Here is an 11982-nt window from a genome sequence, read left to right on the forward strand (position 1 = left end):
ACTCATGATGAACCCTTTTTCATGGCTCCAGATGACAAACATGATCTCATATCAGGGACTTGTTCGCACCTTCCCTTATATACCCGCACACTTGGAATTATTTGAGTCTCTAAAAATGAGGGGATCTCTGAGGGGTTTTTGGGAAAAAATCATCCGCGGGATATGCTGCGGGGGGACATTCCCGGTCGCAGACAGAGTTCTACTTGATTTTTGTTGCAGAGCTTTTACAGTGACCGAGCCGGATTGTCTGTCAATGCCAGTCAATTCAGTGAGTAATGCCAGGTAAGGATAGGCCCGTCACCGGATGTGACTGGCCATAAAAGAACAACAAGGACGAGGTTCCACCATGCTGTCGTATTTCCTACGTCGGATGCTTTTGATCATCCCGACGTTTCTCGGTATCACCCTGCTCGTCTTCACCATCACCCGCTTCGTGCCGGGCGGCCCGGTCGAGCGCATGCTGCTGCAGGCGCAGGTCTCGCAAAACGAGTCCGGCCGCTCCAGTGGCAGCAAGGGGGCGCAGGCACTCTCCGACGAACAGATTGAAGAGCTCAAGGCGTTCTACGGTCTCGACAAGCCCATGCTGGTCGCCTACTGGGACTGGTTGCAGAAGCTGGCGGTGCTGGATCTCGGGGAGTCGACCCGTTATTACGAGCCGGTGTGGGATCTCATCAAGGAGAGGTTGCCGGTGACCGCCTTCTTCGGGCTCGCCACCTTTCTGCTGAGTTATGCCGTCTCCATCCCGCTCGGGGTGGCCAAGGCGCTCAGGCACAACAGCCGCTTCGATTCCCTGAGCTCCATGCTCATCTACATGGCCTATGCGCTGCCCGCCTACGTGGTGGGGATCTTCCTCATCACCGTCTTTGCGTTCCATCTGGAGTGGTTGCCCATGGGGGGCTTCCCGGGGGACGAGTTTGACGGGATGGAGAGCAGCTGGGATCAGATCCGCACCGTCTTCGCCCACGCGCTGCTGCCGCTCATCGCCTACGCCATCGGGGATTTCGCCATCCTCACCATGACCATGAAGAACAGCCTGATGGAGAACCTGTCGGCGGATTATGTGCGCACCGCCGTGGCCAAGGGGTTGCCGTTTCGCAAGGCGGTGACCGATCACGCCATGCGCAACAGCCTGATCCCCATCGCGAGTCACTTAGGGTCGGTGCTCACCGTCTTCTTCGGGGGCTCCTTCCTCATCGAGACCATCTTCAACATCGACGGCATCGGCCTGCTCGGTTATGAGGCCATTGTCGAGCGGGATTACCCCACCGTCATGGGCATTCTGGCCATCACCTCCATGCTGATGCTGGTGGGCAACATTGTCTCCGACATCTGCGTTGCCCTGGTCGATCCCCGCGTGCGGTTTGGAGAGTGAGCATGAACCTGAATCCGGTAACGCTGAAAAAACTCAAGCGCTTCAAGTCGATAAAGCGCGGCTACTACTCCTTTGTCATCTTTTCGGTCCTGGTGGTCATCTCTCTGCTGGCGGAACTGCTGGTCAACAGCCGGGCCCTGGCGGTGAGTTATCAGGGGGAGCTCTATTTCCCCACCTATGGGGACGTGATCCCGGGCCAGCACTTCGGGCTCGACTACGAGTACGAGACCAACTACCGCCAGCTCAAGAGCCAATTTGCGAAGGAAGATAAGGGGGATTGGGTGTTGCTGCCCCTGGTCCCCTGGAACCCCTATGAGCAGGACTTCAAGGAGGAAGCCTATCCGCCCTATGCCCCGAGCCTAGCGGAGCGCCACTTCCTCGGCACCGACACCAGCGGTCGCGATGTATTGGCACGGCTGGTCTACGGCTTTCGCATCGCCATCGGCTTTGCCTTCATCGCGCTGGTGGCGAGCTATGTCATCGGGGTCAGCATCGGCTGCATGATGGGGTTCCTCGGCGGTCGGTTCGATCTCCTGATGCAGCGTTTCATCGAGATCTGGTCCCAGGTGCCCTTCCTCTACGTCATCATGATCCTGGTCTCCCTGGCCAAGCCGAACTTCGGCCTGTTCGTCGGTATCAACGTGCTGTTCGGCTGGATGGGGATCACCTGGTACATGCGCACCCTCACCTACAAGGAGCGGGCGCGGGACTACGTGATGGCGGCGCGGGCCCAGGGGGCGAGCACCCGGCGCATCATCTTCAACCATATTCTGCCCAATACCCTGATGATGATCGTCACCCTGGCCCCGTTTGCCGTGGTGGGCAACATCTCCACCCTGACGGCGCTGGACTACCTGGGTTTTGGCCTGGCGCCGCCGACCCCGAGCTGGGGGGAGTTGCTCTCCCAGGGGATCAACAACCTCGACGCCATCTGGATCGTGAGTTCGGTGGTGGCGGCGGTGAGCCTGGTGCTCATCATGGTCTCCTTCATCGGGGAGGCCATCCGGGAGGCGTTCGATCCGCGCAAATTTACCCGTTATCAGTGAGCGATGGTGCCTTGCCAGGGCACATCGACAGGACCCTTAATGAAGACGCCCCCAGTGCAGGGGCATGACCAGGAAGTCAAACATGAACAATAAAATCAAATGGACAGGTGCTCTCTTTCTGCTGGTGAACGGATCCTGGGTGTGGGCGGCCAGCCTGCCCGCGGATCTGACGTGGGAGACCAACGACACCGACCCCGTGTTCGCCTCTCCCAAGGCGCTGCCCGGCGGCAACCTCAATCTCTTCGTCGACAGCTTCCCGCTGACGTTTCGCACAGTGGGGCCGGATTCCAACGGCTCGTTCCGTTCCTTCATCCTCGACAACCAGATGAGGCTCATCAGCTTCCATCCCAACACGGGCAACCCCATTCCGGCCCTGGCGAATGCCTGGGCCATCGCGCCGGACAGCCAGACCGTCTATTTCAAACTCGACCCGCGCGCCAAGTGGTCCGACGGCAAGCCGGTCACCGCCGATGACTACACCTTCGGCTACGAGATGATGCGCTCCAAGGACATCAAGGGCCCCTGGTTCAACAACTACTACACCACCGAGGTGGTGGCGGTGGAGAAGATTGACGACCACACCATTCTGGTCAAGGCGGGCAGCCGCAAGGCCAAGCTCGATCTCCTCAACACCACCGAACTGTGGCCCCAGCCAAAGCACTACTACAAGATGGGCCCGAACTGGGTGAAGCAGTACAACTGGGCCGTGGTACCCACCACGGGCCCCTACGTGATGAGCGACGTAAAAAAGGGCAAGTCCGTCACCTTCAGCAAGCAGAAGGAGTGGTGGGCAAAAGACGATCGCTACAACCAGCACAGGTTCAACCTCGACACCATCAAGGTGCAGGTGATCCGCGACCACAACATCGCGTTCCGCCACTTCCTCAAGGGGGAGCTGGACACCTTCGAGATGATCCTGCCCAACTGGTGGCATGAGAAGGCGGTCACACCGGAGTACAAGCAGGGATACGTGCAGAAGGTGATGGCCATGACCGACACCAAGCAGGGGGGGCAGGGGGTTCACCTCAACGTGGCCAATCCCAAGCTGGCGGATCTCAACGTGCGGCTCGGCATCCAGCACGCCTTCAACATCGACAAGATGATAGAGACGGTGCTGCATGGAGACTATGACCGCGCTACCACCTTCGGGTCTGGCTTCGGGGCCTTCACCGACATCGCGCTGCCAGAGCGGGCCTACGACATCGCCAAGGCACGGGAGTACTTCGCCAAGGGCGGCTACGGCAAGCAGGGACCGGACGGCATCCTGCAAAACGACAAGGGAGAGCGGCTCACCCTGGCCCTCACCTACACCAGCCAGGAGCACTCCAAGCGGCTGACCGTGCTCAAGGAAGAGGCCAAGAAGGCGGGCCTGGATCTGGAGCTCAATCTGGTGGATGGCGCCACCGGCTTCAAGGTGATGCTGGAGAAGAAACACGAGGCGGCCTGGCTTGGCTGGGGGGGCGGCGGTCTCTATCCGCAATACTGGGAGTCCTTCCACTCCGACAACGCCAACAAGCCCCAGACCAACAACCTGTTCAACGTGGCTGACAAAGAGCTCGACAGCCTGATCGACGCCTACAACGTCGAGTTCGACATGGACAAGCGGGCCGCGCTTTCCCACCAGATCCAGCAGCGGATCTATGATCTCGCCATCTTCGTGCCCGGGGTTCAGCTCAACTACGTGCGAGCCAGCAGCTGGCGCTATGTGATGCTGCCGGAGGTGCCCGCCACCCGCAACACCCCGGATCTGCTCTACTGGCCCATGGATGGCTACCCCCACAGCAGTGGCGGCCTGCTCTGGATCGATCCCAAGGTGAAGGAGGAGACCCAGAAGGCCAAGGCTGACGGCAAGGCGCTGGCCCCCATCACCCTGATCGACAAGACCTATGCACATCATTGATGTGGCCCAGAAGGGAGCAGCAGTCATGCCCAACACACAGGTCACCGCCCCCGGCACCAGCGATCATGAGGGGCAGTCTCTGTCCCCCATCCTCGAGGTGCGGGATCTCGAGGTGGAGTTCGCCGTCGACGACGGCAAGATCAAGGTGCTCGACGGGGTCAGCTTCCAGGTCGCCCCGGGCAAGACCCTGGGGATAGTCGGCGAGTCCGGCTGCGGCAAGAGCGTCACCTCGCTGGCCATCATGGGGTTGCTGCCAAGGCCCCACGGTCAGGTGGTGGCGGGCTCCATCCGCTTTCAGGGGGAGGAGCTGCTCAATCTGCCGCCGGAGCAGATGTACAAGGTGCGTGGCAACCGTATCTCCATGATCTTTCAGGAGCCCATGACGGCCCTCAACCCGGTGCAGACGGTCGGCGATCAGCTGATGGAGGTGTTTCGCCTCCACCGCCCCGATTACAGCAAGGCCCAGCGCCGTGACGCCGCCATCGCCATGTTGAAGAAGGTGGGGATCCCCGAGCCTGACCAGCGTTTCGCGGCTTATCCCCACAATCTCTCCGGCGGCATGCGCCAGCGGGTGATGATCGCCATGGCGCTGGCCTGCGAACCGGCCCTGCTCATCTGCGACGAGCCGACCACGGCGCTCGATGTGACCATCCAGGCCCAGATCCTGGATCTGATGAAGGAGCTGCAAGCCCAGACCGGCATGGCCATCATCTTCATCACTCACGATCTCGGGGTGGTGGCGGAGCTGTGTGACGAGGTGGTGGTGATGTATGCCGGGCGTGCGGTGGAGCGGGCCGATATCTATGAACTGTTTGACCACCCGCGACATCCCTATACTCATGGTCTGATGGCCTCGATCCCGCGTCTGGAAGATGTGCCAAAGAGCCTTCTCAAGACCATCAAGGGTCAGGTGCCCGCCCTGCACGAGATGCCGGCAGGGTGTCGTTTCTCCAACCGCTGCCCCCATGCCACGCCCCTTTGCGTGGAGACCATACCGGTGACCGAGCAGTTGAGCGAACACCACGGGGTGGCCTGCCACCACTGGAAGGAGGTGAGCCTATGAACGGTCTGGTGTGGGGACGGGGTGTCGCAGGGCAGCCAGGCGGCGGGAAGGCGACCAGGTCGTCTGCTGCCATGAATCGTCGGGGATGGAAGTCATGACCAGCTTGTTGTCGGTAAGCAATTTAAAGCAGCATTTCAAGATGGGTGGCGGTTTCTTGCGCAAGCAATACACCGTCTACGCGGTGGATGGCATCAGCTTTGATCTCAGGCAGGGGGAGACCCTTGGCCTGGTGGGGGAGTCGGGATGCGGCAAGTCCACCCTGGGGCGTTCGTTGCTCAAGCTGTTCGAGCCGAGCGCCGGCTCCATCACCTTCGAGGGGCGTGACATCACCCACCTCTCGCCCAAGGAGATGCGATCCCTGCGTCAGGAGATGCAGATCGTGTTCCAGGATCCCGCAGAATCCCTCAACAGCCGCCACACGGTTGGGCAGATCCTGGAGGAGCCTTTCATCATCCACGGTAAGGGCAACGCCGAACAGCGCCGGACATGGGTGCAGGAGCTGCTGGAGAAAGTCGGCTTGCCCGGCAGCGCGGTGGATCGCTACCCCCATGAGTTCTCTGGCGGCCAGCGCCAGCGCATCGGCATCGCTCGCGCCATCGCCCTCAAGCCCAAGCTGCTGGTGTGTGACGAGGCGGTGTCGGCGCTCGACGTGTCGGTGCAGTCCCAGATCGTGAACCTGCTGCTCAATCTGCAGCGGGAGATGAACCTCGCCATCATCTTCATCGCCCATGACCTGTCGGTGGTCAAGCACATCTCGGACAGGATTGCGGTGATGTATCTGGGCCGGATCGTCGAGCTGGCCGAGGCCCAGGCTCTCTACCTGGCACCGCGCCATCCCTATACCCAGGCGCTCATCTCCGCCATTCCGGTGCCGGATCCGCGGCGGCGCAGCCAGCGCATCCTGCTGACGGGGGATGTGCCGTCCCCCATCTCGCCGCCGAGTGGCTGCCATTTTCACCAGCGCTGCCCCCATGCAACGGATCTGTGCCGCACCCGCTCGCCCGCCCTTGAGGCGTGCGGCGGGCAGGGGCATCAGGTAGCCTGCCATTTCCCCTTGCCCGTGCAGGAGGCGGTGCCGTTGGGAAAGGCGATATGATGCCGGCGCCCGCCGCGTCGCGACCGGCATCGCTGCAAGGTGGCACCGAGGAGGCGCAATAGAGGCGGAAACGGGATAAAAAAATGGGGCCTGCGGGCCCCATCTTCATGGTTGGAGTTCAGGTTTGGCCGTGGGAATTCTGGCCCGGGCAGGACAGCGCCCCGATGGGGGTGGCTGTTGTGTGGATTGCTGAGTTGTTTTGTAGTTTTATTACGTTGCCAATTTCAACATCCGGACAGGCGATATCAGGCGCCATAACGGAAGTAGTAATTGCGGGTTGCAGGCGCATAAGTGTCTTTCTCTTCAGCACCTTTCTTGCTGGTTGCACCCTTCAGGTGGAACAGCACTGCCAGATTCTCGAACATATGATGACCTCGTTTCTCTGTGGTTCATGGGTTGTGTGACCTTGGTCACGTTCTGATCCTAGGGGCATATGTGAGCTGGATCAACTTTTTGTGTTGTAAATTTACATAAATCATGGAAAGGGTTTTCAAATGCAGACCTGTTCATGGATACGATTTCAAGCCAGGGCCACGTATGGAATCGGGGATGTGAGAGAGGTGGCCGAGGAGGAAGTACAAAAAAGATGCCCCGCACTGGGCGGGGCATCGATATGGTCGTGAGCTGGCTTACTTGGCCGGGATATGTTCCAGCACGTGAACCAGCAGTTGCCAGAAACGCTCGACCGCCGGGATGTGTACCTTCTCCCCCGGTGCGTGGGCGCCACGGATGGTCGGGCCGAAGGAGACCATGTCCCAGTCCGGGTAGGCGCTCTTGAACAGACCGCACTCGAGGCCTGCATGGATCACCATGACGTTCGGCATCTCGCCAAACAGGGTCTGGTAGCTGCTTCGCACCAGCGCCATGACCGGTGAGTCAACGTTCGGGGCCCAACCCGGGTAGGCGCCGGTGAACTCGCAGCTGGCGCCGGCCAGGGTGAACAGGGAGCGGGTCATCTGCTCGATGTTCTCGCGACCGGAATCGATGAGGGAGCGGATCAGGCACTGCACATAGACTTCCCCCTCGAGTGTCTTGATGACACCCAGGTTGGTGGAGGTCTCGGTCACGCCCGGGATGGCGTCGCTCATGCGCATCACCCCGTTCGGGCAGGCCATCAGGGCATCCAGCAGGCGGCTTTGCAGGGACTCGCTCATGAGCTGGGCCGGTTTCTCCCGGGCGGTGAGCAGCACGGTGAGGTTGGCCTCGGTGGCGGCCAGCTCGCTCTGATAGATGCCGGCGTAGCGGTCCACCAGGGCCTTGAAGTCAGCCACGCTGGCGGCGGGCACCAGCAGGCTGGCACGGGCCTCGCGGGGGATGGCGTTGCGCAAGGTGCCGCCGCTGAGATCGCCAAGGCGCACCCCCAGCGGTTCGGCGGCCTTGAGCAGACGGACCAGCAGCTTGTTGGCGTTGCCGCGGCCGCGATGGATGTCGACCCCGGAGTGGCCGCCGCGCAGGCCCTTGACCTGCAGCTCGAAACCTTCACCCTCGGTGGCAGCAACCAGCTCCAGGGGGAAGCGGATATTGGCATCCACCCCGCCGGCGCAGCCCATGTAGACCTCGCCATCCTCTTCGGAGTCGGTGTTGAGCAGGATCTCGCCCTCAAGCCAGCCCGCTTCCAGACCGAAGGCGCCGGTCATGCCGGTCTCTTCGTCGGTGGTCAGCAGCACTTCCAGCGGACCGTGCTTGATGGTCTTGTCGGCCAGCACGGCCAGGCAACCCGCCATGCCCATGCCGTTGTCGGCACCCAGGGTGGTACCGCGGGCAGTGACCCATTCACCATCGATGTAGGCATCGATGGGATCGGTGGTGAAGTCGTGCTGGGTGTCGGCGTTGGCCTGGGGCACCATGTCGATGTGGGCTTGCAGCACCACGGCCTTGCGGTTTTCCATCCCCGGCGTGGCCGGTTTCTTGATGATGATGTTGCCGACGGCATCTTGCTTGACCGCCAGGCCTTCTCCCTGGGCCCATGCCACGATCCAGGCGCTCAGTTGGGCTTCGTGCTTGGAGGGGTGGGGGATGGAGCAGATCTGCTCGAAGAATTGCCAAATCAACTTGGGAGACAGAGAACTGAGCTGTGCCACGTCGGGACTCCTTACCAGCATGGAAAATGTCGGGCCCCACTCTGCGGGCCGGGGAAGAGGATAACGATAATACAGTCAATCACGCAAAAATGTGAGCGATCAGCGCAAATGACGCTCTGCTTGTGCTGGGAAAGGGAGCATGGATGGCGAACTTCACTACCTGCCTTATTTGTGTCAGCAGAACATCAATTTTGTGATGTTAGTCACAAAAATATTGTCTTTTGGGCGCCGGGTGGTAAATTAGCCGCCGTGGCCAGCCCACTTGTCAGGATGACAATCAATGCCTCCAGGGAACCGAAGCAAAGCAAGTGCGCCTCCATGGAACCGAGTGTCAGTTCAAGGATGTGAACCCGCATTAAGGTACGTAACTTGTTAAGCAATCAGGAGTTTATGATGTCAGGCAGCAATTCAACCTATTGGTTTGCCCAATCTCTCTATACCCAGGGTTTCAACTACCCGAATCCCTACGCCACCCGCCGTTAAGGCTCGCAGGCGTCACAGGTAACAGCAGCAGGTGTGTGAGAAACCTCTCCTCCCCCTGCTATTTTTTTGCCCGAATGTCATGGAATGTGTGTCAAACGGCTAACCTGTAGGTGTCGCCGAAGCCCTCCCAAAAGGGCGACAGAGCGGAAGATGGCGGACATTTCCTGTTTTTCGCATACGTTTGCCGCTCAATTTATCCATAAAGAGTGCTATCATACCGGCCCAACAGCAGGCCCGAGCTCGGGAGTCCACCCGACATGGCCGCCAGCTACACCCCATCCCTGTTCGCATTGCATCCGTTTTTGCCGCCGAGGCGTCAGCCCCGAGGCCGAAAAAGTGCAAGCAAAATTCGGGAAACGGGGTGCCAGAATTGACCTGAACCCGTATCTTTGCCGGGTTTCGCCTCATAAGTGATTGCTTTATAACTCGTTGAGATCGATAGCATGCCAAAAAAGTTCTATGTATCGTGGGATAACCTGCAACGCGAAGCGCGCCGTCTGGCCCGTCGTCAACTGCCTGTCAGCCAGTGGAAAGGGATCATCGCCGTCAGCCGCGGTGGTCTGGTGCCTGCGGCCCTGATGGCCCGCGAACTTGGCATTCGCAATGTCGAAACCCTCTGCATCTCCAGCTATGACCACGACAACCAGCGCGAGCTGGTGGTGGTGAAGGCTGCCACCACCGCAGGTGACGGCGAAGGCTGGCTGGTGGTGGACGATCTGGTGGACACCGGCGGCACCGCCAAGGCGATCCGCGAGCTCTACCCCAGAGCCAAGTTCATCACCATCTTCGCCAAGCCCATGGGCGAACCCCTGGTGGATGACTTCGAAGTCGCCATTCCGCAGGACACCTGGATTGAACAGCCCTGGGACATGGCACTGGAGTTCGCCAAGCCGATCTGCGACGAAGCGTAATCGCCGCACCGGTCGCGACCAGTGACTCCCCGGCATTCGGGAGCGGACTGATCCATCGTGATGCAAGGTTGACCACATTGAGCCCCTTTTGGGGCTCAATGCGTTTCTGGTGTGGCTGCTCGATGTGAAAAGTGGTTAAGATGGGACATTGTTTGAGACAGAAGAGCCACCATTTTGGAACCAAACGACGATACCAATCTGACGGAAAAGCTGTTTACCCGGGTCAAAAAGGTATTGGAAACTTCCGAAGTCTCCAACTCGAGCCCCGTCGACGAGCAAGACAGCGCACTGTCTGACAGCTTCATCGATGGCGCCCTGTCGCCCCGCTGGTATCGCCTGCTGCGCAGACCGACCTGGGCCTGGCAGGGGGCCGATCCCGTCGAGGTGGAGCAGACCCTGGCGCACATCGCCATGGGGCAGGGGGAGCGCAGTCACGAACGCTATCTGGACACCATCAAGGGCTATGTGCCCGGCAACTGGGTCTATGAGTGGAGCCAGCTTGCCGGCCGTTATTTCAATACGGGGCGGACGCTGCTGGGGGAAGGGGATCGCGCCGCGGCGCTGAAGAGCCTGCTCAAGGCAGTGCGCTACTACTCCATCGCAAGCTACCCCCACCTCAAGCACGACGAGCTGGCGGATCAGGCCCAGTTGCTCGGCAACATGGCCTATCGCGAGGCCGGACGCCTGTTCAAGGTGCCCCTCAAGGAGTTGCAGGTCCCGTTTCGGGGCAAGACCATCCAGGGCTACCTGCATCTGCCCACCACCGAGAAACCTGTGCCCCTGGTCATCGTCAGCGGTGGCATCGATTCGCTTCAGGTGGACTTCCTCAACTTCTATTTCAAGTGTCTCGAGCCCCACGGCATCGGGATGCTCTCCCTGGACATGCCGGGCACCGGCTATGCCGAGCACTGGCCCCTGGTGCAGGACACCAGCCGCCTGCACCAGGCGGTGCTCAACTACCTCTCGGAGGTGGCCTGGGTCGATCACCAGCGCATCGCCATGGTGGGGTTCCGCCTCGCCGGCAACGTGGCGGCCCGCCTCGCCTTCGTCGAGCCATTCAAGCTTCGGACCGTGGTCTGCATCGGTGCCGGCATCAACCAGGTGTTCACCAATCAGGAGATGTTCGCCCGCTGCCCGCGCATGATGCGCGACGGGCTGGCGAACCGGCTGGGGGCGGACGCGGCCCTGTGGGATCTGCTGCGCACCAAGTGCCAGGTCTTCTCCCTCAAGACCCAGGGATTGCTGGGGAGTCGCACTTCCGTGCCGATATTGAGTATCGGGCACAAGAAAGATTTTATTTGTCCCGAGCAGGATGTCCGGGCATTGGCCGCTGCGAGTCGCAGCGGCAAGGCGGTGGTGTTTGACAAGCAGCCACTGCTCGAGGTCTATGACGAGGCACTGAAAGAGACGGTAGACTGGCTCAAAAAGCACTTATGTACATGATATAAAACTAAAAATGTAACATCACCATGTGATGGTATGGCTTGTTCAACAGGGAGGTTAGCATGTCAGAAAGAGTGACTTACAAGCGATTGCTGCGGCAGTTCGCGGCCATTGGCCCCTATTTGCGTGAAGACCTGTGCGAGGAGGGCCGCTACCGCTTTGACTGTCTGTCCGTCTGTGTCAGCGCCAAGCCTGCTCCGGACAAGCGGGAGTTCTGGGGCTGGTGGCTGGTGCTGGAGCAGGCGGATCACAGCTTCAGCTACCACTATCAGACGGGGTTCTACAACGCGGACGGGGAGTGGATCGACAAGGCGCTGCCCAAGAAGCATCAGGCGGAAGTGAAACGCACCCTGTAACATTTCTACAAGCTCATCAGCGGCAAGTTGACCCAGCTGGAGTGCACCCTCTCCCCCGCGAAGCAGGTGACCGCCGAACTGAGCGTGACGGCAGCCTGATCCCCAAGCCCCGCATCTTCCCGGTGCGGGGTACCCCGATGCTTTGTCACCGAGCCCGCAACTGCCTGGCGAGGCTTAATTGCCTTGCAGGGCAGGGGGGCCGTGGGTATAAAGGGATTCCTTACTTTTCTA

The 11982-nt window shown here is 60.3% G+C and carries 8 protein-coding genes and 1 pseudogene; 8 read left to right on the forward strand and 1 reads right to left on the reverse strand.

Features of this window, described 5'->3' with window-relative positions:
* Positions 1-346 precede the first annotated feature (346 nt).
* The 5 genes from OKC30_RS06385 to OKC30_RS06405 all read left to right on the forward strand — a co-directional run bounded on the left by OKC30_RS06385 (position 347) and on the right by OKC30_RS06405 (position 6477).
* The gene (locus tag OKC30_RS06385) at positions 347-1372 is read left to right on the forward strand and encodes an ABC transporter permease subunit (protein ID WP_010675471.1); all 1026 of its coding nucleotides are present in this window, start codon (positions 347-349) and stop codon (positions 1370-1372) included.
* Between the two features lie 2 nt (positions 1373-1374).
* Positions 1375-2418 carry an ABC transporter permease gene (locus OKC30_RS06390; RefSeq protein WP_041212459.1) on the forward strand — a complete coding sequence of 348 codons (1044 nt, stop codon included), beginning with the start codon at positions 1375-1377 and terminating at the stop codon, positions 2416-2418.
* An 82-nt stretch (positions 2419-2500) separates the two neighbouring features.
* Positions 2501-4318 carry an extracellular solute-binding protein gene (locus OKC30_RS06395; protein ID WP_160837591.1) on the forward strand — a complete coding sequence of 606 codons (1818 nt, stop codon included), beginning with the start codon at positions 2501-2503 and terminating at the stop codon, positions 4316-4318.
* A gap of 25 nt (positions 4319-4343) precedes the next feature.
* Complete coding sequence (locus OKC30_RS06400; protein ID WP_160837593.1) at positions 4344-5381, forward strand: ABC transporter ATP-binding protein; 1038 nt, start codon at positions 4344-4346, stop codon at positions 5379-5381.
* A 94-nt stretch (positions 5382-5475) separates the two neighbouring features.
* A complete protein-coding gene (locus OKC30_RS06405; protein ID WP_041212969.1) occupies positions 5476-6477 on the forward strand; it encodes an ABC transporter ATP-binding protein in 1002 nt (333 codons plus the stop codon).
* A gap of 629 nt (positions 6478-7106) precedes the next feature.
* Here the strand turns inward: OKC30_RS06405 and OKC30_RS06410 are convergent.
* Complete coding sequence (locus tag OKC30_RS06410) at positions 7107-8558, reverse strand: aminoacyl-histidine dipeptidase (protein ID WP_045525722.1); 1452 nt, start codon at positions 8556-8558, stop codon at positions 7107-7109.
* Between the two features lie 926 nt (positions 8559-9484).
* On the opposite strand from OKC30_RS06410, the gene gpt reads away from it, so the two are divergent.
* From gpt to crl, 3 genes and pseudogenes are all read left to right on the forward strand, one after another.
* Positions 9485-9952: a xanthine phosphoribosyltransferase gene (gene gpt / locus OKC30_RS06415; RefSeq protein ID WP_039040347.1), complete on the forward strand. Its 468-nt coding sequence runs from the start codon at positions 9485-9487 to the stop codon at positions 9950-9952.
* A 174-nt stretch (positions 9953-10126) separates the two neighbouring features.
* The gene (gene frsA, locus OKC30_RS06420) at positions 10127-11395 is read left to right on the forward strand and encodes an esterase FrsA (RefSeq protein ID WP_270662948.1); all 1269 of its coding nucleotides are present in this window, start codon (positions 10127-10129) and stop codon (positions 11393-11395) included.
* A 62-nt stretch (positions 11396-11457) separates the two neighbouring features.
* Positions 11458-11850, forward strand: a pseudogene (gene crl, locus OKC30_RS06425) (sigma factor-binding protein Crl).
* Positions 11851-11982: the final 132 nt, after the last annotated feature.

The organism is Aeromonas sp. QDB18 (assembly GCF_027705325.1).
Taxonomy (GTDB): domain Bacteria; phylum Pseudomonadota; class Gammaproteobacteria; order Enterobacterales; family Aeromonadaceae; genus Aeromonas; species Aeromonas caviae.

Coding starts and splice junctions, on each gene's coding strand:
- OKC30_RS06395 (WP_160837591.1), top strand. CDS start 2,501: ATGAACAATAAAATCAAATGGACAGGTGCTCTCTTTCTGCTGGTGAAC.
- OKC30_RS06385 (WP_010675471.1), top strand. CDS start 347: ATGCTGTCGTATTTCCTACGTCGGATGCTTTTGATCATCCCGACGTTT.
- OKC30_RS06400 (WP_160837593.1), top strand. CDS start 4,344: ATGCCCAACACACAGGTCACCGCCCCCGGCACCAGCGATCATGAGGGG.
- OKC30_RS06405 (WP_041212969.1), top strand. CDS start 5,476: ATGACCAGCTTGTTGTCGGTAAGCAATTTAAAGCAGCATTTCAAGATG.
- gpt (WP_039040347.1), top strand. CDS start 9,485: ATGCCAAAAAAGTTCTATGTATCGTGGGATAACCTGCAACGCGAAGCG.
- OKC30_RS06390 (WP_041212459.1), top strand. CDS start 1,375: ATGAACCTGAATCCGGTAACGCTGAAAAAACTCAAGCGCTTCAAGTCG.